The 25382-nt window shown below is 56.4% G+C and carries 32 protein-coding genes and 1 pseudogene; 17 read left to right on the top strand and 16 right to left on the bottom strand.

Annotation, left to right across the window (positions count from 1 at the left end):
* Window positions 1–5 precede the first annotated feature (5 nt).
* Complete coding sequence (locus ACZ47H_RS02260) at window positions 6–632, top strand: AAA family ATPase (protein ID WP_464933587.1); 627 nt, start codon at window positions 6–8, stop codon at window positions 630–632.
* On the opposite strand, the gene ACZ47H_RS02255 is transcribed toward ACZ47H_RS02260, so the two are convergent.
* Window positions 513–2105, bottom strand: coding sequence for an ATP-binding protein (locus ACZ47H_RS02255; protein ID WP_464933586.1), 1593 nt, complete (start codon window positions 2103–2105; stop codon window positions 513–515). The genes ACZ47H_RS02260 and ACZ47H_RS02255 overlap by 120 nt on opposite strands.
* Before the next feature lie 77 nt (window positions 2106–2182).
* Window positions 2183–2527 carry a DNA-directed RNA polymerase subunit G gene (locus ACZ47H_RS02250; RefSeq protein WP_464933585.1) on the bottom strand — a complete coding sequence of 115 codons (345 nt, stop codon included), beginning with the start codon at window positions 2525–2527 and terminating at the stop codon, window positions 2183–2185.
* 62 nt (window positions 2528–2589) lie between these two features.
* On the opposite strand from ACZ47H_RS02250, the gene ACZ47H_RS02245 reads away from it, so the two are divergent.
* On the top strand, window positions 2590–3036 hold the full coding sequence (locus tag ACZ47H_RS02245; RefSeq protein ID WP_464933584.1) for an Lsm family RNA-binding protein: 447 nt from the start codon (window positions 2590–2592) through the stop codon (window positions 3034–3036).
* Complete coding sequence (gene tgtA, locus ACZ47H_RS02240) at window positions 3033–4550, top strand: tRNA guanosine(15) transglycosylase TgtA (protein WP_464933583.1); 1518 nt, start codon at window positions 3033–3035, stop codon at window positions 4548–4550. Before ACZ47H_RS02245 ends, tgtA begins: the two co-directional genes overlap by 4 nt.
* A gap of 6 nt (window positions 4551–4556) precedes the next feature.
* Here the strand turns inward: tgtA and ACZ47H_RS02235 are convergent, their stop codons facing one another.
* Genes ACZ47H_RS02235 through ACZ47H_RS02225 form a run of 3 tightly spaced genes read right to left on the bottom strand, consistent with a single transcriptional unit; the run spans window position 4557 to window position 6983 of the window.
* Window positions 4557–5297: a proteasome assembly chaperone family protein gene (locus tag ACZ47H_RS02235; RefSeq protein ID WP_464933582.1), complete on the bottom strand. Its 741-nt coding sequence runs from the start codon at window positions 5295–5297 to the stop codon at window positions 4557–4559.
* 5 nt (window positions 5298–5302) lie between these two features.
* The gene (locus ACZ47H_RS02230) at window positions 5303–5764 is read right to left on the bottom strand and encodes a PUA domain-containing protein (RefSeq protein ID WP_464933581.1); all 462 of its coding nucleotides are present in this window, start codon (window positions 5762–5764) and stop codon (window positions 5303–5305) included.
* A 40-nt stretch (window positions 5765–5804) separates the two neighbouring features.
* Window positions 5805–6983 (bottom strand): proteasome-activating nucleotidase, encoded by a 1179-nt coding sequence (locus ACZ47H_RS02225; RefSeq protein ID WP_464933580.1) that lies wholly within the window; start codon window positions 6981–6983, stop codon window positions 5805–5807.
* Window positions 6984–7216: 233 nt separating this feature from the next.
* Between ACZ47H_RS02225 and ACZ47H_RS02220 the strand changes: the two genes are divergently transcribed.
* Genes ACZ47H_RS02220 through ACZ47H_RS02185 form a run of 8 tightly spaced genes read left to right on the top strand, consistent with a single transcriptional unit; the run spans window position 7217 to window position 13789 of the window.
* Entirely contained in the window at window positions 7217–7732 is a 516-nt protein-coding gene (locus ACZ47H_RS02220) for a multiprotein bridging factor aMBF1 (protein ID WP_464933579.1), read from the top strand.
* A complete protein-coding gene (hflX, locus tag ACZ47H_RS02215; RefSeq protein ID WP_464933578.1) occupies window positions 7710–8837 on the top strand; it encodes a GTPase HflX in 1128 nt (375 codons plus the stop codon). The genes ACZ47H_RS02220 and hflX overlap by 23 nt, the downstream gene beginning before the upstream one ends.
* On the top strand, window positions 8797–9369 hold the full coding sequence (locus ACZ47H_RS02210) for a tRNA (cytidine(56)-2'-O)-methyltransferase (RefSeq protein ID WP_464933577.1): 573 nt from the start codon (window positions 8797–8799) through the stop codon (window positions 9367–9369). Before hflX ends, ACZ47H_RS02210 begins: the two co-directional genes overlap by 41 nt.
* Window positions 9356–9925, top strand: coding sequence for a transcription initiation factor IIE subunit alpha (locus ACZ47H_RS02205; protein ID WP_464933576.1), 570 nt, complete (start codon window positions 9356–9358; stop codon window positions 9923–9925). Before ACZ47H_RS02210 ends, ACZ47H_RS02205 begins: the two co-directional genes overlap by 14 nt.
* Window positions 9900–10874 carry a DNA cytosine methyltransferase gene (locus ACZ47H_RS02200; RefSeq protein WP_464933575.1) on the top strand — a complete coding sequence of 325 codons (975 nt, stop codon included), beginning with the start codon at window positions 9900–9902 and terminating at the stop codon, window positions 10872–10874. Before ACZ47H_RS02205 ends, ACZ47H_RS02200 begins: the two co-directional genes overlap by 26 nt.
* A 23-nt stretch (window positions 10875–10897) precedes the next feature.
* On the top strand, window positions 10898–11341 hold the full coding sequence (locus ACZ47H_RS02195) for a RecB-family nuclease (protein ID WP_464933925.1): 444 nt from the start codon (window positions 10898–10900) through the stop codon (window positions 11339–11341).
* A gap of 6 nt (window positions 11342–11347) precedes the next feature.
* The gene (locus ACZ47H_RS02190) at window positions 11348–12544 is read left to right on the top strand and encodes a potassium channel family protein (protein WP_464933574.1); all 1197 of its coding nucleotides are present in this window, start codon (window positions 11348–11350) and stop codon (window positions 12542–12544) included.
* Between the two features lie 9 nt (window positions 12545–12553).
* Window positions 12554–13789, top strand: a complete 1236-nt coding sequence (locus ACZ47H_RS02185; RefSeq protein ID WP_464933573.1) for an Nre family DNA repair protein — start codon at window positions 12554–12556, stop codon at window positions 13787–13789.
* 173 nt (window positions 13790–13962) lie between these two features.
* Here ACZ47H_RS02185 and ACZ47H_RS02180 read toward each other — a convergent pair whose 3' ends face one another.
* The 3 genes from ACZ47H_RS02180 to ACZ47H_RS02170 are packed head-to-tail and all read right to left on the bottom strand — an operon-like array spanning window position 13963 to window position 15631.
* Window positions 13963–14706: a helix-turn-helix domain-containing protein gene (locus tag ACZ47H_RS02180; RefSeq protein WP_464933572.1), complete on the bottom strand. Its 744-nt coding sequence runs from the start codon at window positions 14704–14706 to the stop codon at window positions 13963–13965.
* 54 nt (window positions 14707–14760) lie between these two features.
* Window positions 14761–15384 (bottom strand): MarR family transcriptional regulator, encoded by a 624-nt coding sequence (locus tag ACZ47H_RS02175; protein WP_464933571.1) that lies wholly within the window; start codon window positions 15382–15384, stop codon window positions 14761–14763.
* Complete coding sequence (locus ACZ47H_RS02170; RefSeq protein ID WP_464933570.1) at window positions 15332–15631, bottom strand: hypothetical protein; 300 nt, start codon at window positions 15629–15631, stop codon at window positions 15332–15334. Before ACZ47H_RS02170 ends, ACZ47H_RS02175 begins: the two co-directional genes overlap by 53 nt.
* 60 nt (window positions 15632–15691) lie before the next feature.
* Here ACZ47H_RS02170 and argF point away from each other — a divergent pair.
* Window positions 15692–16661 (top strand): annotated as a pseudogene (gene argF / locus ACZ47H_RS02165) (ornithine carbamoyltransferase).
* A 23-nt stretch (window positions 16662–16684) separates the two neighbouring features.
* Here argF and ACZ47H_RS02160 read toward each other — a convergent pair.
* Both ACZ47H_RS02160 and ACZ47H_RS02155 read right to left on the bottom strand, forming a co-directional pair.
* Window positions 16685–17002 (bottom strand): hypothetical protein, encoded by a 318-nt coding sequence (locus ACZ47H_RS02160; protein WP_464933569.1) that lies wholly within the window; start codon window positions 17000–17002, stop codon window positions 16685–16687.
* Window positions 17003–17307: 305 nt separating this feature from the next.
* Complete coding sequence (locus tag ACZ47H_RS02155) at window positions 17308–17937, bottom strand: L-threonylcarbamoyladenylate synthase (RefSeq protein ID WP_464933924.1); 630 nt, start codon at window positions 17935–17937, stop codon at window positions 17308–17310.
* Window positions 17938–18064: 127 nt separating this feature from the next.
* On the opposite strand from ACZ47H_RS02155, the gene prf1 reads away from it, so the two are divergent.
* Window positions 18065–19189: a peptide chain release factor aRF-1 gene (gene prf1, locus ACZ47H_RS02150; RefSeq protein WP_464933568.1), complete on the top strand. Its 1125-nt coding sequence runs from the start codon at window positions 18065–18067 to the stop codon at window positions 19187–19189.
* 20 nt (window positions 19190–19209) lie between these two features.
* On the opposite strand, the gene ACZ47H_RS02145 is transcribed toward prf1, so the two are convergent.
* Entirely contained in the window at window positions 19210–19743 is a 534-nt protein-coding gene (locus ACZ47H_RS02145; RefSeq protein ID WP_464933567.1) for a nicotinamide-nucleotide adenylyltransferase, read from the bottom strand.
* A gap of 94 nt (window positions 19744–19837) precedes the next feature.
* Between ACZ47H_RS02145 and ACZ47H_RS02140 the strand changes: the two genes are divergently transcribed.
* Window positions 19838–20206 (top strand): hypothetical protein, encoded by a 369-nt coding sequence (locus ACZ47H_RS02140; RefSeq protein ID WP_464933566.1) that lies wholly within the window; start codon window positions 19838–19840, stop codon window positions 20204–20206.
* A gap of 42 nt (window positions 20207–20248) precedes the next feature.
* Here the strand turns inward: ACZ47H_RS02140 and ACZ47H_RS02135 are convergent, their stop codons facing one another.
* Both ACZ47H_RS02135 and ACZ47H_RS02130 read right to left on the bottom strand, forming a co-directional pair.
* Window positions 20249–20563, bottom strand: coding sequence for a hypothetical protein (locus tag ACZ47H_RS02135; protein ID WP_464933565.1), 315 nt, complete (start codon window positions 20561–20563; stop codon window positions 20249–20251).
* Window positions 20564–20651: 88 nt separating this feature from the next.
* Window positions 20652–21224 carry a M50 family metallopeptidase gene (locus ACZ47H_RS02130; RefSeq protein ID WP_464933564.1) on the bottom strand — a complete coding sequence of 191 codons (573 nt, stop codon included), beginning with the start codon at window positions 21222–21224 and terminating at the stop codon, window positions 20652–20654.
* Between the two features lie 86 nt (window positions 21225–21310).
* Here ACZ47H_RS02130 and ACZ47H_RS02125 point away from each other — a divergent pair, with 86 nt between their 5' ends.
* From ACZ47H_RS02125 to ACZ47H_RS02115, 3 genes are all read left to right on the top strand, one after another.
* The gene (locus tag ACZ47H_RS02125) at window positions 21311–21673 is read left to right on the top strand and encodes a hypothetical protein (protein ID WP_464933563.1); all 363 of its coding nucleotides are present in this window, start codon (window positions 21311–21313) and stop codon (window positions 21671–21673) included.
* A gap of 156 nt (window positions 21674–21829) precedes the next feature.
* The gene (locus ACZ47H_RS02120; RefSeq protein ID WP_464933562.1) at window positions 21830–22312 is read left to right on the top strand and encodes a transcriptional regulator; all 483 of its coding nucleotides are present in this window, start codon (window positions 21830–21832) and stop codon (window positions 22310–22312) included.
* 42 nt (window positions 22313–22354) lie between these two features.
* A complete protein-coding gene (locus ACZ47H_RS02115) occupies window positions 22355–22621 on the top strand; it encodes a hypothetical protein (RefSeq protein WP_464933561.1) in 267 nt (88 codons plus the stop codon).
* Here the strand turns inward: ACZ47H_RS02115 and ACZ47H_RS02110 are convergent.
* Genes ACZ47H_RS02110 through ACZ47H_RS02100 form a run of 3 tightly spaced genes read right to left on the bottom strand, consistent with a single transcriptional unit; the run spans window position 22618 to window position 25311 of the window.
* Window positions 22618–22971 carry a hypothetical protein gene (locus tag ACZ47H_RS02110; RefSeq protein ID WP_464933560.1) on the bottom strand — a complete coding sequence of 118 codons (354 nt, stop codon included), beginning with the start codon at window positions 22969–22971 and terminating at the stop codon, window positions 22618–22620. The two genes, ACZ47H_RS02115 and ACZ47H_RS02110, sit on opposite strands and share 4 nt — an antisense overlap.
* A gap of 33 nt (window positions 22972–23004) precedes the next feature.
* Window positions 23005–23946: a carbamate kinase gene (arcC, locus tag ACZ47H_RS02105; RefSeq protein WP_464933559.1), complete on the bottom strand. Its 942-nt coding sequence runs from the start codon at window positions 23944–23946 to the stop codon at window positions 23005–23007.
* A 9-nt stretch (window positions 23947–23955) separates the two neighbouring features.
* Entirely contained in the window at window positions 23956–25311 is a 1356-nt protein-coding gene (locus ACZ47H_RS02100; protein ID WP_464933558.1) for a cyclic 2,3-diphosphoglycerate synthase, read from the bottom strand.
* Window positions 25312–25382 lie beyond the last annotated feature (71 nt).

Below are 25382 nucleotides of genomic sequence, written 5' to 3'. Positions count from 1 at the left end.
CAGGGTTGACACAGTATACAAGATACGTTATCCCAGTAACTGGTGTGCCGGGAACGGGGAAGACGGAGGCGTCAACGCTACTCTCCCGCCTCCTAGGATGCAGATACGTCAACTCTTCGAGCCTCCTAAGGAGGCATGGCCTGGCGGAGAGGGACCCTACTGGGAGAATGACTATGATCGTAGATGTTGATAGGCTGGGGGAGGCCGTGGACCTACTCTTAAAGGCTGGAGAGTGCATTGTACTGGAGACCCTCTACCCTGTGGAGTGGCTTGAGGCTGGCCTCGAAGACCACGTGCCCGTAATACTTCTACTACGAACTCACCCCCTTACACTATACGAGAGGCTCAAGCGCTCCCGCCCCGATTGGCCTAGAGATAAGATTGTGGAGAATGTTCTAGCGGAATCCCATAATGTAGTGGCGGAGGAATTAGCTGATCGAAGCCATTACGTGGTAGAGGTTGACACAACCCGTCTCTCACCCGCCGAGGCTGTAGACGTTTTCTTCGAGAAGCTAGAGGCGTGGGATACCGGTGTCAGGATCGACTGGATAGCTAGGGACCCGGGACTGGTTGAGGCTGTCTCCAGGTGGAGCATGAGCCTTGACCTTGACAAGTACAGGCTCGGGTATTGAGGGGGCCTGAACTAGAGCTTCGCCGCGGTCCAGCTTGTCTAGTAGGTGGAGCCTGTACTCGTCGAGGCCCATAGTTGACTGGATAACCATCTTATCCCTCTGCCCGCGCAGCGCGTGCACGATCTTAGTGTTGGTGTTGAGGAAAACCCTGTCTGGTACACTACTAGGCGACTGGGTTGCGTATACTATGCTTACCCCGTGCTTCCTCGCCTCCGCCAGTATCTCCTCGAAGATCCTCGACTCTCCAAGGAAGAGGTTGTGTGCCTCATCAACAACCACCAGCACTCTACCCCTCCGCGCCGGGGCCGTGAAGTAAATATAGGAGAGGAGGGAGAGCACGTACGCCGCCCTAGCCCGAGGGCTCCGTATCCGTGATGCATCTACAACCACCAGGCCCTCACCGAGCCGGAGGCTCCCCTCGAAAGCATCCCCAGCAACAGTGAGGGCCTCAAGCTTCCTCCTAAGCCCCCTCTTCACCTCCCTATCCCACTTGGACTCCTCCGGCCAGGACTCGACAAGCTCAACTATCTCCCCGAGCGTAGACGGGGCCCTCTCCAATACCCTGGATAACATGTAGGTTTGCGGATTAGTTAGCCCCAGGCTGTGGGATAGGATCTCGGCGAGCATGAGCCTACCCTCCCTACTCTCGAGAAGCTCCCCCAGGGGCACAGGCACCCCTCCCCTCCCAGGCCCCGCGGCCGCCTGCGGTAGGACTCCGGAGTGCTCCCCTGTCCAATCCACAAGTAGTACACTCCATCCCAAACCGCTAGCCTGCAACGCTATCACCCTGAGAGTCGTTGACTTCCCAGAGCCTGTTGAACCAAATACTCCAACGTGCCCCTCGAGGTCTGCGCGCTCTAGGTATACAGGCTCCGGCATTGGAGTGTCAAGGTTGTCTCCCAGGTAGACTAGGCCCCCATGCCGCCTCCTCCTTGAGGGAGGCATTGTGATAGGGTTGACTAGAACCCCGCTATTAGGAGCCCCCGAGGCTAGATCGAGAACCAGGGACGCATCGATAACACCCCTCCTCTCAACCCTTGCACCCTCCGAGATGGAGGCTACTAGGGTCTCGAAGATCTCCGTCTCCCTCTCGAGGAGGCCGCCGCCACCGCAGACGAGGAGAGTTGACGAGACGCTCCCATCCCTGTTATAGTATGAGAGGAGGAGGTAGGAGGCGTAGCCCCTCTTAGCCCTCTCACTAACCAGCCTGTTAAACGCGGGGATGCCGCTGGGATCCCTCACCCTCACACCGTAAACCACGCACTCGTCGCCATGCTCTCGCGGGACACGCCTCTTCCGATAGGCTGCGAGGAGAACACCCGCCCCCGCCAGGGAGGCGGATGCCGCGTACACCATGACCTGTAGGCCCGGGTTTGGGGGGTGTAGTAATCCAGTTAGCCATAAGATGATCAGTGCACCAGCTAGGCCCGGAGCTATCCTAGCCCATAGAGGGACCCTCTCCCCAAGCTCCAACTAGACCCCAGTATAGGACCGGTGATTGGATAACAATGGGGGAGGGGGGCCTCCGGATCTCTCGTTGAATACACTCCTCAAGCCCGTCTAATACATAGGTAGTACTTTACCTCGGGCTCCAGCCCTATGTTCGGCTCGAACCGGAAGATCAGGCCCCATATTGAGAAGATGGTGAACTCGTCCTCAGGCTTCGAAGCCATGTATCCCTGCCCGCAGAATATGTACTTGTCCATACTTCTCGGCTTCTCCTTGTGGAACTCGAGCACGATCTTATCCCCGCTCTCAACATTAACAAGGTCCTCTATGAGGTCGAATTCAACGCGGACCCTCCTGCTCTTAGCCCTTACTATCCTCTGCCCCCTCAACTTACCCGGCTCTACCGCCTCCACGGTCACAGTCATCCTCTTATACGGTGAAGTCATCACTCACCCACCCTGCTAACCTATTAAACCCAATCCTCAACGATGTCCCGTTGGGGGTAAAAATGGCACTTGTAGGGGAAGCCTCCAGGAGGTTTATATCGAGGCTCAACGCCCTCCTCGGGAAGAGTGTGATAGTCCATACTATGAAGGGGAAAGTGTATAAGGGTATACTATACGGCTTCGACCAGTCAACTCTCAGCGTAGTCCTAACCAACGTGGAAGAGCAGGGTGGGAGGAAGCACCCTCTAGTATTCGTTACAGGCCACAACCTGGCGGAGATCACGGTTGAGGAGACCGCGATATTCGATGCGAGGGAGTTCGCCGACTTCCTGGTAAGGCACGGCGGGATAGCCCTCCACCAGGTGAGAGTCTATGATGACCTAAACATCGTAGAGGTCTCGAGGAGCGTTAAGGTCTCAAAGGACGGCGTGGAGGGAGCAGGACCCCTAGCCCAGAAGATCTACACACTCTACAGGGAGTACCTGAGGAGGAAGGGAGTAGGAGATTGACCAAGACCCCCGGAGCCTTCGAGATCAAAGACGTAGACCTAGCCGGAAGGATCGGGAGGCTCCACACCAGGAGCGGTGTGGTTGAGACGCCAGCATTCTTTCCCGTAATAGACATCTACAGGCAGGACCTCCCACCAGACATGATACGCGAGGCAGGCTTCAACCAGGCCATAACCAACGCCTACCTAACCCTCAAGAGATTCGGAGAGAAGGCGGCTGAGAAGGGGATACACGAGATCATAGGCTTCCACGGAGTCGTAATGACGGATAGCGGAGCCTACCAGATGCTCGAGTACGGAGAAGTCGACGTGGACCAGGAGACCATAATACGCTACCAGGAGAGGATCCGGAGCGATATAGGAGTCATACTAGACGTCCCAACAGGCATGGCCAGCTACGAGAAGGCTAGGGAGAGCGTATACGCCACCATCAAGAGGGCCGAGGAGGCGGTGGAGCTGATCAAGGACTCCCCCATAGTCTGGGTCCTCCCAGTACAGGGCGCAGGCTACAGGGACCTTGTAGAGGCGAGTGCTGAAGCCGCGAGGAGGCTAGCCCCCAGCTACGGGATGCTGGGGATAGGGGGACTCACAGTCTACATGGAGCAGTACGACTACCTAACAGTAGTAGAAACAATCCACGCGGCTAAGAGGATCCTCCCAGGCGGAAAGCCAGTCCACCTCTTCGGTGCAGGCCACCCCCTAATCATAACCCTGGCGATAGCGTTGGGGGTAGACGCCTTCGACAGTGCATCCTACATACTCTACGCCCGCGACGACCGAATCATAACAGACTACGGCGTTGAGAGGCTGGATAGGCTCGAATACCTCCCATGCACATGCCCCGTATGCTCAAAGTACACGCCCCGCGAGCTGCTAGAGATGAGTAAGGAGGAGAGGGTGAAGCTGCTCGCACTACACAACCTATACGCCATCCGGAGGGCGATAGACAGGGCTAAGCAGGCCATAAGGGAGGGAAGGCTCTGGGAGCTCCTCGAGGAGATCTCTAGGAAGCACCCGGCCGCCTACGAGGCATTCCGTGCATTCAAAGACTTCAAGGAGTACCTGGAATCAACAACCCCCTACTCTAAGGGGGTAGTAAGGGGCCTCCGCCTCTACGGCGAGGAATCCCTAAGCCACCCCAAGATCCAACTCTACAGGAAGAGGATCGAGGAATACGCTAGGGGGAGGAGGACGGACAGGATAATACTGAAACCCTACCCAAAGGGTGGAGACGAGTGCCCCAGAAGCCAGCCTCCCGGAGAAGCCCTCACAGCATACTACACCCCCTACCTAGGCATTATACCAGAGGAGCTCTGCGGCACCTACCCCACAATCCACTTCAACTACCCTGAGAGGAGGGTCCCCAAGGCAGTGGTAGAGGAGCTGGCAGAGTACGTGGCCGGCTTCATTAAAACCCACTACCCAGGAGCCCATGTTACTGTTGAGGATGGTGAGGGCTGGAGGCTGCAGGCGGCCCGCCTCATACGTGAGAGGCTGGGGCTACAGGATCAGTAGGCTCAGCTACATGTGTATGCCAGGCCTCCCCTTCTCCCCCTCACCCTTCGACTCCTCCTCCATCATCTTCATCAGCTGCTCTACCAGCTCCCTCTGCCTCACACCCATCTCCTCGAGAGTCTTAACGTTGACCTCCCGGCCAAGGAACTTAGACGCTATAAGCTTGACCCCGAAGGCGGCGGCAGTCCAGTCAACATCCTCCGCCGAAGTATAGGGGAGCACTATCGCGGCTGGGACCTGGAAGTAGTCTAGGTGCATGTAGAGGAGGGCTAGGGGGCCCATCACTCCAAGGCCAGCCTCCATCGGCGGCGCCTCCAGCTGGGGGCCGTTGTAGAACTTGTTCACGATATACCTGTACCCGTACTCCTCGCCCTCGGGCCTATACTCCACCCTCAACCCGCCGACCAGCACCGCGAGTCTAGGCTTGATCCTGCTCACCCACTCGCTCAGGCCCCACACGTACTCGTCGGTATGCTCCCTTTCCGGCAGGGCCCTATTGACTACTATCACGGTCCTAGGCTCCTCTACCAGGTATATGTCGTAGGGGTAGCCGGGCCCATCATCCTCAATGAGCACCAGCGGCGGCATGGAATCTGTTATAATGTAGCCTATCTTCCTCCCGCCGAGGAGGAGGGCTAGGTACTTGGATACAAGGTACCCGACCATGCCGAAGCCCCGGAAGCCTGTTACGAAGATTGCTCCCTCCAGCTCCCTCCTATCAACGTCTACGACCAACTCTACTCCCATCGCGATCACGCCCTCGACCTAACCCTAGCCACTTCACCATACACTAGGCCATCGATCATCCGGTAGGGGACCCTCAGCCTCCCCACCCCAACCAGTGCGTCGTTCTCATCCACTATTACAACCTCGTCCCCAGGCCTAAGCTCCGGATCCATCCCGGCCACGTCCCTGGCCAGTATACTACCCCTAACCTCCCTATCCCCCCGAATAATAATCCTATACCTGGGGGGCTCGGAGGCAGCAATTATCCTCCGGGCCGCCGCGAGTGAGGGGGAGAACAAGCCGTCGTTGGGTCTAAGGGTAAGGTAGACGGATCCCTCCATGAGAACGTACCTCATCCTACCCCTAACAATATCAACCATGAACCCCTCGGGGCCCGGTATGAGGGCCCGGGCCACGCTCCAATCCCACTGATACGCTGCCCGGGCCCTCAAGAGCATGGCATCGCTCTCCGAGAGCCTACGCCTCAACCCCATACTACCCTAGGGGAGGGAAGGGTAAGAGGGGAGTCTAATAGTGTTGGGTGAGGGACTGGGATGGTGAACTGCTGGAGCCCCTGATCCTACCCCTAACCTTCTCCACAGCCCTGAGGAGGTCTTCCATACTGATCCTCCTCCTACCCTCCCTTATAGCATAGTAGCCTGCCTCGGTTACTACGGCTTTTATATCGGCTCCGCTGAAGCCCTCGGTGATCCTAGCGATCCTCTCGAGGTCAACGTCTCCCGCGAGCTTCACCTTCCTAGTATGCACTCTAAGGATCTCCAGCCTACCCTCGAAGTTTGGAAGCGGGACCTCTATGATCCTGTCAAACCTGCCGGGCCTCAGGAGCGCTGGGTCCAAGAGGTCCAGCCTGTTGGTGGCCGCGATAACCTTCACGTTGGAGAGGGGCTCGAACCCGTCCATCTCGGCGAGGAGCTGGAGGAGCGTCCTCTGGACCTCCCGGTCACCGCTAGTGCCTAGGTCCGCCCTCCTAGCCCCTATAGCGTCGATCTCGTCGATAAAGACTATGGCTGGGGCATTATCCCGAGCGTACCTGAACACCTCCCTGACGAGCCTCGCACCCTCCCCTATGAACTTGTTCACGAACTCGCTAGCCACAACACGGATGAATCTAGCATTAGACGCCCTCGCCACCGCCTTGGCGAGCAGGGTCTTACCAGTACCCGGCGGGCCGTGGAGGAGAACCCCTTTCGGAGGCTCTATGCCCATCTCCCTGAAGACCTCTGGCTGCACGAGGGGGAGTACTACGACCTCTTGGAGCTCCCTTATCTGATCCCTCAGCCCGCCTATATCATCGAAGGTTACATTCGGCTTCTCTATAACCTCCATAGCCTTAACCATGGGGTCTACAACGTTGGGGAGCACCCTAACAATCGTGGAGCCCCTGTTATTGAGCGCCACCCTCATGCCGGGCCTAAGGCTCCTAGCATCAATCTTCTCGGAGACCTTCACCACAAGGTTTGGCCCAGTAGTGCTCTTGACGATCACAAATCCATCATCCAGGACCTCGAGCACAGTCGCCTCAATATGCGGGGGGCTCATCAGCTTCTCAATCTCCCGTCTATACCTGTCGAGATCCTGCTCTAGGCTCATCTTGATCTGCATGAGGTGCTTTACCCTCTCCCTAAGGAACCGCACCTCCTCCTCGACGTCGTCGAAGTGCCTCCTACCACTGGTACTCAGCGACAACCCCCAGCTTCACCATTTAACCACTAGTATCCAACAACCCTTATAATGAGGCTAGCCTTGTTTATCCTAGTATATACCACGCTACTATCGGGAGAGCACCATCCCCCCAGGAACCAGCCAGGTGCCCGCTTGCAGAGTATCGCTCGCCGTTAATTGTGTAACGGTGCCTTGATCCTAGGAGAGAGTATTAAGGCTCTGGGCTAGACGTGATAGGTTAGGGAGAGTGGCTAGAATTGCCTGGGACGGGCCAGGTATACTACTGCGAGATGTGTGGTAGGAGGATCGAGGGCCGCCCCTACAGGGCGGTGGTCGACGGCGTGGAGATGGTCCTCTGCGCGAGCTGCTATCTAAAACTCTCCAGGAGCGGGCGTGCAGTCCTCCTGAGGGAGGCTCCTAGGAGCCAGCCTAAGAAGAAGCCCGTGTTGAAGAGGAGGACCCCCAAGACCCTACCCTTGGACCAGTACGAACTAGTGGAGGACTACTATGAGAGGATCAGGAGGGCTAGGGAGGCTAAGGGATGGACTACTAGCGTCCTAGCCCAGAAGCTTAGGATAAGCGAAACAATGCTCAGGAGGATCGAGTCCGGCAAGATGAAGCCCTCCATAAGCCTTGCCAGAAAGATCGAGTCATTATTGAAGATAGAATTGCTGGAGCCGACCGAGCTCCCCGACATGGAGGAGGACTACAGGTCGGATCCAGGGACCCTCACCCTGGGTGACGTAGTTATTGTCAGGAAGGACGAGGACTAGCCCAGACCAGGACTCACTCCTCCTAATACCCAGGAGAGACCTCGACTACCTAGACGAAGCCCTAGCACTAGCCCAGACAGCAGGCTACAGGGTAAAGGGGATAATCAAGCTCCGCAACCCGGGAAGACCTGGGAAGGGGACCATCGAGAGAATAATGATGGAGGCGGACGAGCTCGGAGTAGGCACTATAATATACTACGGTGAGCCCCCACCCACAACAATCTACGCCCTCCAAAAGGCGACCCGGAGGAGGGTGATAGACAGGGTATCACTAATCCTCGAGATATTCACACGCCACGCGGGGAGCAGGGAGGCAAAGCTCCAGATAGAGGCGGCGAGGATAAGGCACCAGCTCCCCCTCCTAAGAGAGTACGTGAGGAGGGCGAGGATGGGCGAGGACCCCGGCTTCCTCGGCCCAGGAGAATACGCTATAGACAGGTACAGGTACAGCCTTGAGAGGAAGCTCGCCAGGATAAGGAGGCAGCTGGAGGAGCTCCGGAAGAGGAGGGTTAACAGGCTGGAGGAGAGAAGGAGGCAGGGCATGATCCACGCCTCCATCGTGGGCTACGCGAGCGCCGGGAAGACGACTCTCTTCAACACCCTCACAAGGGAGGACAAGCCAACCGGGGAAGAGTACTTCACAACACTCCACCCCAAGCATAAGGCTGTATCCTATAAGGGGGCTAGGATCGTGTTCGTCGACACAGTGGGATTCATAAGGAGGGTCCCCCACGAGATTATTGAAGCCTTCCGCTCAACCCTCGAGGAGGTAGCATACAGTGACGTGATCATATTCGTAGTAGACACTACCGAGCCAGACAGAGACATAGCCGAGAAGATAGAGGCGGGGCTCGAGACACTCGCAAACATAGGGGCCGCGGGTCTCGACGGGAGACTAGTAATCGCCGCCAACAAGATCGACCTACTTGAACCCGGAGAGGCCAGGGAGAAGATAGACTACATACGGAGGATAACCAGAAGCTTCGCCCCAGGGACCCCTATAGTCCCAGTATCAGCCCGGACTGGCGCGGGGCTAGGAGACCTGCTAGAGGTGATCCTGAGAATTGCAGGAGAAGCTGCCGAAACCGTGGGACCCCTACGGTAAAGTATACGTGCTCCGCCTAGGCCACAGGCCCCAGAGGGATAAGAGGATCACAACCCATGTAGCGCTGGTAGCGAGAGCCTTCGGGGCCAACGGGTTCATCCTAGCAGGCGCCTGCGACGACAGTGTGGAGAGGAGTCTCCGGAGGACTCTCGAGTGCTGGGGTGGGGAGGTCGAGTACGAGTGCGGAGTGAGCGGTAGGAGGAAGGTGGAGGAGTGGCACGAGATGGGAGGAGAGGTCATCCACCTAACAATGTACGGGGTCCCTGTCGACGATGTGATAGAGGAGATCCGCTCGTCAACTAGGCCGAAGCTGATAGTTGTGGGGGCTAGCAAGGTTGAGAGGTACTATTATGATGCAGCAGACTATAATGTGGCGGTTGGGAACCAGCCTCACAGCGAGGTCGCAGCGCTAGCCGTATTCTTGGATAGACTATATAGGGGCCGAGAACTATATAGTATCTTCTATGGAGCCAGGGCTAGGATAGTACCTAGCCCCCGCGGTAAAACGGTGACAGGCGGTGTCGAATGCTGATAACAAGCGGAAGACAGAGGCACTATTCGAATTCATAAGGAGGCTCGCTTTAAAGAACAGGCTAGACCCAGACAATGCTGTGAAGATATTCACAACCCTGCTCCAAGCCACCGATGGGAAGGGACTGAGCGACGAGGAGCTATCGGAGATAACGAAGCTGAGGCAGGGAGAGATAAGGAACGTGCTCCGAATGCTCTACTCGCTCAGGATGGTCGGGTATAGGAGGGGTAGGCACCCCACAACCGGTGCGACGAGATACTACTGGTACCCAGACTATACTGGGATCAACATGAGCCTCTACTGGAGGAAGAAGAAGGTGCTGGAGAAGCTCAGGCAGAGGCTAGAGTATGAGGAGAGCAACACCTTCTTCCGCTGCCCCACCGACGGGTTAAGGTACACGTTCGAGGAGGCGTTCGAGTTCGACTTCACATGCCCCAAGTGCAACACTATGCTGGTAGAGGAGGACAACAGTAGGGTTAAGGAGTACCTCCGCAAGCGCATCGCCATGCTCGAGGAGGAGATAAGAAGGGATGAGGAACTCCTTCGAGCTCCTTGACCTATTCTCCGGGGCCGGCGGGTTCGCGAGGGGCTTCGAGGAGGCCGGCTTCAAACCGGTGCTGGGAGTCGACAACTTCCCCCCAGCCGCGAAGACGTATAAGGCGAACTTCCCAGGTGCATACTTTATAGCCGATGATATAAAAGAGGTGGACCTAGCCGTTATAAAAGATCTGACAGGATACACTAGGGGAGACTTCGACGTAGTCATAGCGAGCCCTCCATGCGAGCCCTTCACGGGAGCAAACCCCCGGAGGATGAAGAACCCCCTAGACAGGCTCTACAAGGACCCCGCGGGCCAGCTATTCCTCCACGCTATAAGGCTGATAGGGGAGGTTAAGCCAAAGGTATTCGTGATCGAGAACGTGGCCGGCATCCTTGAGAAGCCAATACAGGCAGCAATACGAGACGAGCTTAAGAGGCAGGGCTATGAGAAAGTATACTTCAACACCCTGAAGGCAGAGGACTACGGGACCCCCAGCCACAGGACCAGGGTGTTCGTCTCAAACCTAAGACTCAAGCCGGCGAGGAGGAGGCCCCCAACAGTAATGGAGGCGTTGAAGGGCCTCCCAGAGCCGGGAGCAGGATACCCCGCGAACCACGACCCACCCCCACAGCTCTCCAAGCGGTATGCTAGGAGGCTCGCGAGGCTCAGGTGGGGAGACTCCCTCATAACATATACAGGCGCCGGGGGGAGGAGGCTTCCAAACTACATCAAGCTGCACCCGAACAGGATCGCCCCCACCGTTATGGGGTCGTCGAGATTCATACACCCAATCCACCCCCGCCTCCTCACAGTGAGGGAGCAGGCTAGGCTCATGGGGTTCCCAGACTACCACATCTTCCTTGGAAGCAGGGATGCACAATACGATATGGTGGGGGAGGCTGTCCCCCCACCCCTCGCCATGGCGATAGCAGAGTCTATAATCCACGCCCTCAACGAGGTATAGGAGGGTGCCGTGCAGGGTTGGAAGTGATACCTGTACTCCACAATGTCAGCAGCGTTCAAAGGGTAAGCGATATGGCCAGGCTAGTCTATAGTCTAGGCTACCAGACCCTCGTTGTAACCAAGGCCTACGGGGGCGCCGCGCAGGCCGGGATACCCGAGGCCACAAGGATAGCCCTGAAGGAGGGGAAGAGGCTTATAGTGCTGCCAGACCTAAACGATGCAGTAGAACTCCTAGCCCCGGACAAGACCCTTATAGTCACACGGGACTACATGGAGGAGGAATACGATCCCAGCAACCCGCCAGTATATGAGGGCAGAGTGCTCATAGTATTCCAGGGCTCCGAGCCGGACTTCACTGTTAAAGAGGCGAAGATGGGGACCCCCATATACCTCCGCGGAGTCGAGGGGAGGCTCGGCCCCATAGCGGAGGCCAGCATAATACTATACTCCCTGAAAGAGAGGGGTTGAAGCTCTGTGCCCCGGGGCTTTGGCAGGACGGTTAAGGATCTTATCAAGGAGGCGAAATACTACTCGAGCATAGCGGTAGACCTAGCCCTCTACTCCCTAGCGAGCGGGAGCAAGATAGCCGCGATGGAGGTCCTCCACATAGAGAATAGGATCGACGACCTAGTCAGGGAGATCGCTGCTAAAGCAAGCCTATCAGTCAGGAGCCCGGATCAAACAGGCCTCGCGACAGCAATAACCGACCTAGCCAGGGCCTTCGACAGGATAACAGACTCTGCCGGAGACCTGGCCGGGCTGGTGATAAGAGACTACCCAATACACAGGTATGTGAGGAGCGTTGTGAACTGCTGCGGGGAGGTCATAGGACTGATAAGATCCTCCAAGACGGTCTCAGAGCTGGATGGAAACGTCGATATACTACTCGTCAGGAGGGGAGACAATTACATCCTAGCACCCCGGGAGGAGAGGATACTTGAAGGCGACCTCCTAGTCATAAGAGGGACTCCTGAAGAAGTCCTTCAAGTCTCAAGGCAGCTGGAGGTGCCCGGAGACAGGACCCCGCTAGGCAACAGCTACCTGGTATCCGCAGCACTGGCGGGAGACGAGCTCGCGGATGGGCTCCTAAGATTGAAGAATATGAGCAGGCTTATGCTAGAGATCTCCTTCCACGCCCTAGTATATGTTGATAGGAGCCTGGCATCCCTCATAGGGGACCTGGAGACGGGGATCGACGGCCTCTACCTCGACGTGCTCGAGAACTCCTACGCATCATCCATCCCGGCGGAGGCGAGGGAATCCGTCAGCATCTCCATATTCGCCACAGCCCTCGAGGAAATAGCTGATGCGGCGGTACTCATTTCGAGGATAGTTCTCTCCCCAGAATATGAAGAGTACTCAGAGTTCCTGGGAGAGGCTGTCGAGGAGGCGGAGGAGGGGTATACGAGGCTAAGGGTTTCCAAGGAGCTCGACGGGGTCCCCCTAAGGAGCCTCAAGCTCGCAGATTATGGAGTAGAAGTGCTAGCGGTCAAGAGGGGATCCAAGTGGATCCTCCCCGTACCCCCAGACTACGTGCTCCGCGAGGGGGACGAGCTCCTAGTAAAGTACTTCAAAGAGGCCGGTCCAGAGGGGGTAGAGGACGAGGAGGAGATCCTGGGATCCCTCCACAAGCTAGGACTAGAGGAGCTGGAGGAGATAGAGGAGGAGTAGGTGTAGCTGATGCCCCGCATACCCCCCGAGCTCTGCGCCCGCTGCAAGGGGTACAAGAGGCTCTGCGGGCTCCCGAAATGCCCTATACTAGAAGCCTTCAGGGCCCAGGTTAAAGCGGCTACAAGCGCGAGGGGGACCCTCGTAGAGGGAGCTACCCCACCAGGGATACTTGTGGGCGAGCACGGCTACCCGAAAGTTAGAGTCTACTACATGATACCCCCAGGCCTCCACGGCGAGGAGGCGAGGTATCATGAAGCGCCAACCCTATGGGCCGTGAGGAGGGAGCCCCTCTCCAGGATCATAACGCTTCGCAGCGAGCTCCTATCAGCCAGTATGAGCGTGGATGCAAGGGACCCCTACAGGCTGTACCAGGAGGAGGTTGGCCTCGCCGCGGTCTCCGAGGAGCCCGTTGATAGTGAGGCGAAGCTCGCCAAGCCACCAGTGCCTAGGCTATCCTTCGACGGGATCAGCAAGCCCCGGGGTCCCTCCGCGCCCGTGGAGAGGATAAGGGTGGCTGGCAACCCCCGCCTCCCGAAGCCCGCTGAGAGGATGATCTGGGACGACGCTCCCGCCGCAGACGCTATAATAGAATTATACGAGGCGGGGCTGGACGTCTACTCGATCCAGAGGATCATGAGCGTTGGCTTCCTAGGCAGGCTCAGGGCGAGGAGGGTCGTGCCTACAAGGTGGGCTATAACAGCCGTGGATGAGACTATATCGAGGCACTTGAGGGAGAAGCTGAGGGATAAGCCCGAGCTCGACAGGGTCGAGGTATATCATGGAGAATACCTTGGCAACAAGTTCACCATAATACTCATGCCGGGTCCCGGGAGCATCGAGTGGATCGAGGCGTGGCAGCCAAACACGCTATGGACTAGGAGCGCGAGGGACCCTGTAATCTGGAGGGTTGAAGAAGACCCCCTCGGCAGAAAGACGGCTGAGGACGGAGGCTATTCTGCAGCCAAGATAGCGGTCCTAGAGCACCTGGCTAGGAGGGGTAGGAGGGCCGACGTTGTAATACTGCGGGAGATAACCCCCTCATACTATGCTCCGGTAGGAAACTGGCATATTAGGGAGACTGTCCGGAGGGCTATGGGGTCTGGGCCTATAGCCTCGTCGCTTGCCTTGGGGGAGCTTGAATCGATTGTTAGGGGGCTCCACGATAACCCTGATAAGCTCCTCTCTGAGAGCAGGTTTCTCCCATGGGGGAGGTTCCGGAGGAGCCGGGTTACAGACTTCTTCTAGCCAAGATCTACTATACGCTACCCTGCCCTGTATTTCTTGTTGGATTCTCCCCTCCGCGCCAGGTATTATTGAACATCAATATGCAAACCGCTAGTATAGGGTCCCTCGCGAGGCAAGCCTAACCCGCCTCTCCACCACCATAATACCGGGCCAGTATAGTAGTATGTGTAATGTTAACCCGCCTCCACACAGGATTCCAGAGACTCCTTCATGTTCTTAGTCAGGCCTATCCTGACTCCAAGCCTGGGATCGGTGTAGATGTATACTATACCCTTGCTCTGGAGTCGTCTAGCCACCCTTAGGAGCCAGTTGTAGTCTGCTTCCATAGCCTCCGCGAGGTTGTCCAGGTAGATGTAAGTGTTCCCCCACTTGGCGTAGTGTGAGAGGAGGCTTGAAAGCACCTCCAGCTCCTCCTCGTCTAGGTCGTCCTTGTACACCTTCAGCACGCATGCGGCCCTCCGAGCTCTTTCTTGTAGTTTATTGTGGCTCTTACCTGTTCGAGGCTCAATGAATGACAAGGAACCGCGGCCACGGCCCCCGCGGCTGGGGGAGTCTTTGTAGTTTATTGTCTCCTTAACGTTTACACTCGACAATATACGTTTGGCTATGGAAGCCATCTTATCCAAGTCCTCACTGGTCTCCCTCTCAAGGACCTTCTCAGCATACTCCTCCCCCTTCGGGGTGAGGGTCCAGTACCCGTTCGAGTAGTCCACGTAGCCCCTGGTCTTCCAGTATGAGAGGTAGCTTGACACGTACTTGGTCTCAAAGCCTAGTATCGAGGCTATCTCCGAGCTCCTCATGGGGCGGGATAGTAGGAGGACCATTATCGCCTCCACGATCCTGCTCCGCGGCCCGCCCCTCTCCCGCTGCCTCTCCTCGCTGAGTATTCGTCGTACTGCGTCGGCGATATCGTCCACTAGGCAGGCACCCGGTTGAGATTATTGCTTGGAGGAGATACTAGGGAGGGTCCCCTAGGTATCACCGCAGTACTCTCTCATGATGAGGCGGAGGAGGCCGGTGTAGGCTTTACCCAGGCATTCCCGGGGGACTATCACCACCACTCCCCTCTCGACTCCAGGGTCCCATGCCGTTAGGGTCTCAGCCTCACCGCCGGGTATGCCCGGGTAGTGGGGGACCCCCGCCTCTACACCCCCTATAATGCTTACCCTGCACTCCTCGGCTACCAGATAGTCTCTTACATTGTATACACCAACTAGATCCCTTACAGGCTCGGGCACCCCTGATACTAGGGCGTAGGAGTCTCCTAGAGGGGAGGCCCTCAGCCTATGGAAGCGTATCAGCCTCGACAGGACAGCATGGTATTGGATCCCCGCCTGGGAGGCCCTATGACCCCTCCCGCCGGGAACCTTTTCCACTAGGCCGAGCCTCTCCAGCCTGGATAGGAGGGTCTTAGCCGCCGCCTCGCCTATGCCGAGCTCTCTCTGGAGGCGGGGCCTTCCAACGGGGGGCTCCTGGGAGAGGAGCCTGAGGGCTTGTACCACATGATATGCGGTGTAGCCGGTGCTCCCGCCCCGCCTAGGCTCAGCCGCCTTCAACACGGCCTTTACGGCCTGGCAGGCCTGTTGCAGGCTCAACGTCCCATGCACCCTCGTTGGGCTGGAGGCCCGCGTCTATCATGTATACTGCGATGTCCTGGGGGGTTATCTCGTTATCCCCTAGTATCGCTTGCTCTATGCTCTTCCAGTCCCTCCTCACCCTCTTACCGAAGTCGTCCCAGAGCCACTCCACGAGGTCATCGAGGTCCGCGCCGGACTCTCTCAGCTGGCGGAGCAGGGCCTTCTTGATCGCCTTCTCCTTCATCCTAGCCCTGTAAGACGCCATCAAACCACACCCGTCTGTGCCGGTGGATGTGTTAGAGCCTATAACCCTCTATGACGCCTTATGAGGGTCCCTGGGGTGTTGGCTGTGACATTGTATAACTTGAAGGGTAGGAGCCTCACTTGCCTAACAGAGTACTCCCCCGACGAGATCCGGGCCCTTATCGAAATGGGCCTCCAGTTTAAGAGGAGGTACTATGCAGGAGAGAGGGTCATACCAGTCCTCTCGGGAAGGAGTATAGCGATGATCTTCGAGAAGCCCAGCACCAGGACTCGTGTAAGCTTCGACGTCGCCGCCTGGCAGCTCGGCGCTAGGGCGCTGTACCTGGGCTGGAGGGAGCTCCAGTTAGGCAGGGGTGAGACTATAGCCGATACTGCGAGGGTTCTGTCAAGGTATGTTGACGGTATAGTTGCACGGGTGAAGGAGCACAGCAAGGTCGAGGAGCTGGCTAGGCACTCGAGGGTCCCTGTGATCAATGGGCTAAGCGACCTGAGCCACCCTGTGCAGGCGCTGGGAGACTACATGACTATACTAGAGGTTAAGGGGAAGCTCAGGGGAGTGAGGCTTGCCTTCGTTGGTGATGGGAGCGATAACGTGCTCCACAGCCTCCTCGTCGCGGGGGCTAAGCTTGGGGTCGACGTGATCGTCGCCACACCCAGGCAGCTCCAGCCGGATAAGAGGATTCTTAGACGCCGCCCTGAAGGCTGGGGAGGAGTCTGGGTCGGAGATAAGGATAGTGGAGGATCCCTTCGAGGCCGTGAGCGGGGCCGACGTGGTATACACAGACGTCTGGGTCAGTATGGGGCAGGAGGCTGAGAGGGAGGAGAAGATCCGCCTCCTCAAACCATACCAGGTGAACTCCAAGCTGATGGAGGCTGCGGGCAGTAAGGCGTTATTCATGCACTGCCTACCAGCCCACAGGGGAGAGGAGGTAACCGATGAGGTGATAGATGGAGGGCAGAGCATCGTATGGGATCAGGCTGAGAACAGGCTCCACATACAGAAGGCGGTCCTCGCCACACTAATCCCTTAGGAGGAGGGAGCCCTTCCACGGGGTCAAGCCTCTACACTGGCTAGATCGAATAAGGGCTCCGTCAAACCATGCTCCTCCTTTATCTTATCGAACACGGCGTCAACGATCTCAACCATCAAGGGAGCCCTTCCACTGGCGACAGCTATATCCTCTACCAGCGTTGTAGGGATGCCCTCCTCCCTCGCCTCCTCCCCGCTTAGAGGGACCCTAATCACAGCCACCTCCACGGGGATACCGTACTCCCTCGCCAAGAATACCTGGGCCTCCCTAGCAATCCTCTCCGCAAGCCTGCTCTCCTCATCCGGCCCCGTATAGACTGTAACCATGATATAATCAGCCAACTCCTCAACCCCCCATTCAAGAGAAGTAGGGTCCGGCGGCATGATACCGGTTCAAGCCTGGTAGTAGCCGGGTAACATCGATGCCAAACTAAACATGTTTATAGTTTTATCAAGATTTATCAAGAAATCCTTATCACGTTGGACCCTCCACCCACCTCTGGAGCTAGGCCGTGGAAGGTCAACTATATAGGTGACGGTAGCGCTCTCCCTAGACGTGTTCAAGTTCCTCGCAACATGAGTGAAGAACCACGTTGCTGGAACAGATAGGGGGATATAGGGATAGCCAACTATAACCCGGCGTCATCCTAGCCTCTCCCCAGGAGTCTTATGACTTCACTAGCCTTTATCCCACCCTCCCTCAGAACAACTGGTTCCTCCCCGGTGAGGTCCACCACGGTGCTAGGCTTCCCGGTGGGGGTGGGACCCCCATCTATGTAGAGGTCAACGCTATCACCTAGCTCTATGTGGGCGTCATACGCCGTTCTAGGAGGCGCCCGCCCACTCTTGTTAGCGCTTGTGCCGACAACTATGCCTCCAAGCCTTCGGGCTATCTCCCTGACTAGGGGGCATTTGGGGAGCCTGACTCCCACCCCCCTCCATTCTCCTAGGCGTCCTGGCAGGTTCTCTCTGGGCTTCTCCACTATTGTTAGGGGGCCGGGCCAGAATGCTAGCGCTAGCTTCCAGAACTGGGGGCTTGGCTCTACCAGGAGTAGGGCTTGGTGGCTTTCGCCGAGCAGGAGTGGGACTGGCTTGCCAGGGTCCCTCCCCTTAACCCTGTAAAGTCTCTCGAGGGCCTCTTCGTTGAAGGGGTCCGCGAGGAGGCCGTATACTGTATCTGTTGGGGCTACTACTAGTCCAGCGTTCCTAAGGGTATCGACAGCCAGCTCTACTACGTCGTTGGTGGGGCAGTAGCAGTTAGCCTCGACCATTTCCACACTCAACCACCCTTGAGAGGCTCGCGAAGTAGAGTATGGGTTAAGGTCTCCACCCAGTATACGATATTCTCGACTGAAGTATAATAAGGCTAGAGGGGGAACCCTATTTAGGAAGGTGCCATCGAGGGTGCAACGCGGGAGAATAGACGAGACAAAGCTAGTGATATCTAGGAGGAGGCTAGCTAAGCTCCTGAAGGAGCTCAAACAGTGGAGTGCTCCAGCTACAGTACTCCTAAGCCTCTACGTTCCACCGGGTAGGCCGGTTAGTGATGTTATGAACCTCTTGAGCGAGGAGCTGAGCGTGGCTGATAACATTAAGTTGAAGAAGACTAGGAATGCTGTGAAGAGGGCGCTCTCGGCGGCTATAGATAGGTTGAAGATGATACCCAAGATCCCCCCAAACGGCCTGGTTATGTTCTGCGGCGAGAACATGGATACTGGGGACTTCGCCTGCTACGTCTTCAGCCCGCCCGAGAAGATCAATGTCTTCTACTATAGGACTGATAAGCGGTTTATAACAGACTTCCTGGAGGAGATGGTTGAGGATCGAGACGCGATAGGGATACTTATTGTGGAGAGGGACCAGGGGACTATAGGCATACTTAGAGGGTCCCGGCTCGAGGTCCTAGAGGAGGTCTCAGACTATATTCCAGGCAAGCATAAGATGGGAGGCCAGAGCCAGAGGAGATACGACCGTATAATAGAGCAGATGGTGGATGACTTCTTCAAGAGGTTCGCGGAGCACGCTGCCAGACACTTCCTCCCCTACGTTGAGAAGGGGATGCTCAAAGGGATCATAGTGGCGGGCCCAGGCTATGCGAAGCGGGACTTCGTGAAGGGCAAGTACCTAGACTATAGGCTCCAGAACCTGGTCTCCGACGAGCTAGTTGATGTAGCCTACCAGGGCGACCAGGGGTTAAAGGAGGTGGTTATGAAGGCTCATGGTGCAGTCCAGATCCAGCTCTACAGGGACTCGATAGAGGCTATGGAGGAGTTCAAGAGCCACCTAGCCAGAGCCACGGGCATGGTAGTATATGGTGAAGAGGATTTGAAGAGGGCGCTCGAGATGGGTGCAGTCAAGCTCCTACTGATACATGAGGATAGAGACGACCTGGAGGAGTGGAAGGAGATGGCCGAGAACTACAGTGGAGCCAAAGTCGTGGTCATACCCAGCAGCCTCCCCGAGTCTGAGTGGTTCAAGAACACCTTCGGGGGCCTGGCAGGTATACTGAGGTATAAGATTTCAAGGTAGGCCTCCCCAGGGAGGCTATCCTAGTCCTTCGCCAGAGAGTGCCTCAACCTCTCGATCCCGCCTATGGACAATATGTACTCGGCTGTCCGGGGAGTTACCGCTTCAATCCACCTTGGATCCCCGGAGGCCATCTGCTCCCTGATCCTCTCACCCCTCCACACCTCCCTGTTGAACACTGGAGGCCGGAGCACCCCAACCCCCGCGTCCTCGAAGATCTTCCCTATGACCGGGTTCCTGGTTAGGATAACGTCTACCCTCGGCACATAGGAGAGGACGTAGTATACGGATCCAATGCTGGTCTCCAGCGTCCTGATTGTGGCTGTTATAAACCTCTCCAGGCCTAGGCCTTCGTCCTGGAGGCTCAGCCTAATCATCTCGATCCTCTCGCCCGCGGTGAAGGGGTTGCGTGGTGTATAGTTCTCCGAGGCCATCCCTACCAGGAAGACTATTTCATCGAATCCCTGGTCTAGGGCCCACTTAGTTATAGCTAGGTGTCCTTTATGGAAAGGCTGGAACCTGCCGAAGATCAGGGCCCTCTTCACCCTCTCTGGCAACGCTCACACCACCCCATTGGAGAAGTCTATGCAGGGGGGATAGAAAACTAGATAGACACTAGTTGATCCCCGATACTAGACAGGTGAAGCGTGGATGCCGGAGGAGCTGGACAGGCCGAGCGAGGATATAACTAGGAACCTGACCGTGATATACCAGGACGAGGATATAATAGTCTATACCGCGCCGAACGAGGACGAGTTGAAAGACATCCTCCTAGACCTTCTGAGAAAGTATCAGAAGATGAATATACGGGAGCTACACGCCCACCTCTCGGGGCTGGCAAGCGAGGATAAGATCCGCATGGCTCTCAACGACCTCTTAAAGGATAACAAGGTCGTCGTTGACAGGAACGGGTACTTCTACCCAGCAGAGCTCGCCGAGGAGATCGAGGGAGAATACTATAGCGAGTATGACTGGGCCATGGAGGATTATCCTGTAGATTACCAAGGAGAATATTATTAAAATAAAATTTCTTATACTATTAAATAATTACGGACTATATTATTATATTGGTCCCATAAGGTAGGCCTGGTTAACAACGTCCTGGAAGTCCCTCGGCAATATCTTCTTCCTGCTCGTATAGTAGTCATACATCTTCTCCAGGAACTTGGTGAACACGGGGCACCCGTCGAATCTCCCGTCCCTATCGCATCTCCCAGGCCTTCCCTCTACAGTGACCATTAGCAGGCACTGCCCGGTCTTCTTATCGTAGTATGGGCACAGCTTGTGATACTTCTTAGCACTCTTAACCATACTGTTTACCCACTTCCTCTTAGGGTCCTCTTCCTCCCTCTTCTCCTCATGCTCTACGTCTACCATGCCTTTCAGCACCTCCCCTCTAACCCGCTCTTGAAATGTATGAGACCGAGACATTATTTTTTATCCCCTATAACCGGGAGGCCTATCGTCAGGGAATCCACCAGAAGATTAGGGATGCTGCGAACAAGAGGGCCCAGACGAGAGGGTCCCTCCTCGCAATCTTCGCTCCGTCTAGTGGAGGGATCGGTAGCAGGTTGAATAGGGCGACCCAGAAGTTCACCTCTGCAACAATCCTTAGATAGTAATGCCAGTAGGGGGTTGCAGCCATGCCTGCTGCGAGCACTATTAGACCCAGTATGATGTTCGCTGCGGGCCCGGCTTCAACGCTGCGAATAGCCCCCCTCCACCCGCGGGGTCCCGGAGCGTATACTTCCACGTAGCCTGGAGTGAGTATGACTAGGCCCGGTATGAAGCCTGTAAGGAAGGTGATCAGCAAGCCTGCTGGTACTGCTATGAACTCGGAGTATAGCCCGTACATTCTAGCAACTGCTCGGTGGGCTAGCTCGTGGGATATGAAGGCGACCAGTATCCCTATGAAGTAGGGTCCCGTGTAGAACGAGGGGTTAGTGACATTCCAGATCTTCCCTACCGAGAAGGTTAACGCTATTATAGCTAGGATCCAAGACCACGGCTCCCTTACCCCACCCCACCAGCGCGGCATGGTGTTCCAACCCATAAGGGTATACTCGGCCGAACCCCTTAATACAGGTAGAGTATTAAACCATGATTTGCAGGGGTTCCCAGGGCATGGATGCAACGAGCCTACCGGTAGATCTAGAGTTCACCCTAGAGCTGCTGGAGAGAGATATGGAGAGGCTTATGAGGGCGGCGGAGGCCTTCGAGCGCAACGGCAATACCAGCGCAGCCTACGAGGCCATTACGTGGAAGCTCGCCCTGGGAAGAGTATACAGTGAGGCCTACGGCCTCGCCGAGTCTATAAGGGAGGGCCGCCTCCTTGAAGCCTCGGCGAGAGCCTGTAGCCTTATCGACAAGCTCCACACCCTAATGAGGGAGGCCGAGGGCGACAGGCTCGTCTTCGTAGCGGCCCCCAGCAGGAGGATTATAGCCACACTATTAACCCTGGCCAGCAGCTACTGTGCTCGGGGATGAGCGGGCTTCTCGGCCTCTACCGAGTCGATGAGGAGGCTTTAGGCCAGCGACCTTCCCTCCATAATTACTGCGCGGGCCTCTTTATCGTAACGATTATAACCTCTCACTATATACTATGGTAATGGAGTAGAACATGTCTACTAAAGGGGTGATAGTATGACCACAGGTTATGAGGTCGAGTTCCCAAGCGTGCCCATTAAGCCCATCGGTGCCAAGGAGGTTAGAGAGCTCGAGATAGCCCTAATCCTAGGAACGATTCTCCGCCCAGACGTCTTCAAGGAGATCACGGAGCCCAAGGAGTTCACCACGTGGGTCGATAGCCTCGCCGTGGCAGCCGGGGCCCTAGCTAGGGAGAAGGCCGGCTACCCGATCTCGAAGATAGCCGAAGAGTTGGGGAGGACTGAGACCACTATTAGGAATCACCTGCAGGGCAAGACTAAGGCTGGCCAGCTGGTTAGGGAGACCTATGAGATGTTAAAGACAGGTAAGCTGAAGATAATGCTCCCGATAGCAGGCGAGGAGGTAGAGTCTCTCAGGAAGAGGGTAGAGGAGCTGGAGAACGAGAACAAGGCGCTGAAGGAGAAGCTAGACTATGCGAGGAAGACCCTCGAGGAGCTGCTAGCCAAACTGTCACAGTAATAAAGCCTCAGGGGACCCTCCGAGACCGGAGGTACCCGTAGAGTGTCGAATAACCTAGAAGGATACACGGGCGGTAGGAGGAAGGCAAACGTCATATACAAGCCGATCCACCTCCTATATACCCGGCCCCGATCCGAATGCGAATTTTTCCATTACCAGGAGGAGTCCGGTGCATACATAGCTTACTGTAAGGTTCTGGGCAGACCACTAACCAAGGACGAGGCTATCAAATGCGAGAATTATTGGAGGACCTGCCCGTTTAGGAGAATAGGTCTTCAAATGGAGGAGAGTGGGGTCTCGACGGGTTAGCCCCGTACCCTCTTAATGGAGACCCCGAGTTCCTTCGCCTTGGACAGCACTGATTCTGAAACCTTGGGTCCTGCACCGTATAGGACTAGGATTGGCTTGTAGCCCTTCTCCCCTGCATCACCGGCTAGCTTCTCCACCACACTGTCTTCTACAGGACCCGACTTATACACTACCTTCACGGCCAGCTTCTCGCCCTTCTTATACGCTGTGAAATTATATGGTGCATCCTCATCAATAGTATCCACGTCCACCTGGTAGCCTGCCTCCCTATACCTGCCGGCGACCTTGCCTACAACGCCGTACTTCTGCGCTAGCTTCTTTGCCTCAAACGCCTCCCTAGCAGTCGTCATACCACTCATCACCCCTTCGATTACACGTGGGAGCTAGTTTTTTATGGATTGTGGGACTATGAGGGTCCCGCTCTCCCCCTTGTAGACCTTGTATGCCTCGCTTAGGCTTCCTATGGAAGCAGTCCCCCGAGTCGCCCTGACGAATTCTATTGCGGCGAGGACTTTCGGCCCCATGCTTCCCGGCGGGAAGTGGCCTTCCCTATAGTACTCTTCAAGCTCATCCACACTTACCTTGGAAAGCCACTTCATGTTAGGCTCCCCATAGTTTAAGGCTACACCTTTCACGTCAGTCAGTATGATCAGCTTATCAGCTCCTATGGTCCTCGCTAGAAGGCTGCTGGCGAGATCCTTGTCGATGACAGCCTCGACCGGGTTCATATCCTCGTCGACAGGTATTCCACCGCCTCCAACAGCTATTACTATGTATCCCTCATCTACCAGCTTCTTGACCCTGTCTGCCTCATGGATCATGAGGGGTTTAGGGCTGGGTACTACCCTCCTATACATTCCACGGGGGTCCCTCTTCATGACCCACCCGTACTTCTCCGCCAGCCTCTTAGCCTCTTCCTTGGTGTAGTAGGAGCCTATGTACTTGGAGGGGTTTTGGAAGGAGGGGTCCCTCCTTGAGACCATTACCCTGGTGGCTATAACCGCGGTTTTAGCTTCAATCTTTAGGCTCCTGGCTTCTCTCTCGATACTGTGGGCTATGAGGTATCCTAGCCACCCCTGCGTCATCGCCACGGCTAGGTCTAGGCTCTGCCTCGGCTTCTCGGGGGGTAGGGATTCGAACGCCTCGATCAGGTAGCCTACCTGGGGGCCGTTTCCATGCGTCACAACTACCCTGGCTCCATTGCCGGCTATCCTAACTATCTCCCTGGTGGCTTGCCTCACTGTTTCCCATTGCTCCTCGGGGGTTCCTTTTGCTCCCTTCCTTAGTATCGCGTTGCCCCCTAGAGCTATTACTATCGTCTCCAATTCTATGCTTCACCGTTCTAGGGAGTACCTCAGCTTCTCCCTGGTCCTCTCCAGGAACTCCTCGACCATCTCCTCTATTGTTGGCCCCTCGATGACCTTGACCTCGTACCTCACCTGCACTATTGGCTTGTTCACCTTCACCACCCTGTCGAGTCTTATCGGGGTCCCCGAGACTACAACGTCGGCTGGCACACTGTTGATCGTCTCCTCTAGGTCCCTTATCTGCTCGGGAGTGTATCCTGTGCTCGGGACCACGGGTCCCATGTGTGGGTACTCCTTGTACATCTCCGCTATGATCCCCTTCGCGTAGGGCCTTGGGTCCACTATTTCGGCGGCCCCATACTTCTTAGCAGCCACGTATCCGGCCCCGTAGGGGGCGCCGCCGTGGGTTACTGTGGGTGAGTCCTCTACTACTACCACCCTCTTGCCCCTCACGGCGCTTGGATCGTCTACAACAACCTCGCTCTCCGCGACCGCTATCTTTGCCTTCGGGTTCACGGTGGAGATGTTTCTCTTGATCTTCTCTATAGCCTCCCTTGTGGCCTGGTCTGCCTTGTTTATTATGACAGCGTCAGCCATCCTCACGTTGACCTCGCCGGGGAAGCTCCCGATCTCATGGCCGGGCCTCATGGCGTCTGCAACAGTTATCATGTAGTCTGGCTTGTAGAAGGGCCAGTCGTTGTTGCCTCCGTCCCAGAGAATAATGTCTGCCTCACGCTCCGCCCTCCTCAGTATCTCGCCATAGTCTACTCCAGCATATACTATTAGGCCCTTCTCGAGGTAGTGCTCGTACTCCTCCCTCTCCTCAACAGTCACACCATACTTGTCAAGGTCCTCTATTGTCTCGAACCTCTGGACGGCCATCTTAGCCAGATCGCCGTAAGCCATGGGGTGCCTTACAGGGACGACCTTCAACCCCTTCTCCATCAATACCCTAACCACTGCCCTGGAGGCGCTGCTCTTCCCCGCGCCAGTCCTGACCGCGGTAACCGCGATAACCGGCTTAGAGGATACGAGCATTGTATCTCTGGGGCCTAGTATCATGAATGAGGCCCCCGCGCCTAGGGCTGCTGAGAGCTTACGACCTACTACATCGTAGAGTAGATCGCTATAGGCTAGTGCTACGAGGTCTACCCCCTGCTCTCTAACGATCCTCTCAAGCTCCTCTTCAGGGACTATCGGTATCCCGGATGGATACAGGCTCCCTGCTAGCTCGGGGGGATAACGGCGCCCCTCGATGCCGGGGATCTGGGCGGTGGTGAACGCCACCACGCGGTATTCTGGATTGTCCCTGAAGAAGACGTTGAAGTTGTGGAAGTCCCTCCCGCCTGCTCCCATTATAACGACCTTCACCGGCCTCGCCATCAACTATCACCGGGTAATAGAAGGGTGGCTGGGTGGAATTAGAGGTTTCTTATGGAGGGACCCCTATTTGG

It is taken from the genome of Thermodiscus maritimus, from assembly GCF_055382595.1.
This window is presented reverse-complemented; position numbering and strand designations above follow the sequence as displayed.

What these genes read in the sequence shown, in the direction of transcription:
- ACZ47H_RS02250 (WP_464933585.1), bottom strand. Translation starts at nt 2,527, where the DNA reads ATGACTTCACCGTATAAGAGGATGACTGTGACCGTGGAGGCGGTAGAG.
- ACZ47H_RS02245 (WP_464933584.1), top strand. Translation starts at nt 2,590, where the DNA reads ATGGCACTTGTAGGGGAAGCCTCCAGGAGGTTTATATCGAGGCTCAAC.
- ACZ47H_RS02235 (WP_464933582.1), bottom strand. Translation starts at nt 5,297, where the DNA reads ATGGGAGTAGAGTTGGTCGTAGACGTTGATAGGAGGGAGCTGGAGGGA.
- ACZ47H_RS02200 (WP_464933575.1), top strand. Translation starts at nt 9,900, where the DNA reads ATGAGGAACTCCTTCGAGCTCCTTGACCTATTCTCCGGGGCCGGCGGG.
- ACZ47H_RS02185 (WP_464933573.1), top strand. Translation starts at nt 12,554, where the DNA reads ATGCCCCGCATACCCCCCGAGCTCTGCGCCCGCTGCAAGGGGTACAAG.
- ACZ47H_RS02170 (WP_464933570.1), bottom strand. Translation starts at nt 15,631, where the DNA reads ATGGCGTCTTACAGGGCTAGGATGAAGGAGAAGGCGATCAAGAAGGCC.
- ACZ47H_RS02140 (WP_464933566.1), top strand. Translation starts at nt 19,838, where the DNA reads ATGCCGGAGGAGCTGGACAGGCCGAGCGAGGATATAACTAGGAACCTG.
- ACZ47H_RS02135 (WP_464933565.1), bottom strand. Translation starts at nt 20,563, where the DNA reads ATGGTAGACGTAGAGCATGAGGAGAAGAGGGAGGAAGAGGACCCTAAG.
- ACZ47H_RS02130 (WP_464933564.1), bottom strand. Translation starts at nt 21,224, where the DNA reads ATGCCGCGCTGGTGGGGTGGGGTAAGGGAGCCGTGGTCTTGGATCCTA.
- ACZ47H_RS02125 (WP_464933563.1), top strand. Translation starts at nt 21,311, where the DNA reads ATGGATGCAACGAGCCTACCGGTAGATCTAGAGTTCACCCTAGAGCTG.
- ACZ47H_RS02120 (WP_464933562.1), top strand. Translation starts at nt 21,830, where the DNA reads ATGACCACAGGTTATGAGGTCGAGTTCCCAAGCGTGCCCATTAAGCCC.
- ACZ47H_RS02110 (WP_464933560.1), bottom strand. Translation starts at nt 22,971, where the DNA reads ATGACGACTGCTAGGGAGGCGTTTGAGGCAAAGAAGCTAGCGCAGAAG.
- ACZ47H_RS02100 (WP_464933558.1), bottom strand. Translation starts at nt 25,311, where the DNA reads ATGGCGAGGCCGGTGAAGGTCGTTATAATGGGAGCAGGCGGGAGGGAC.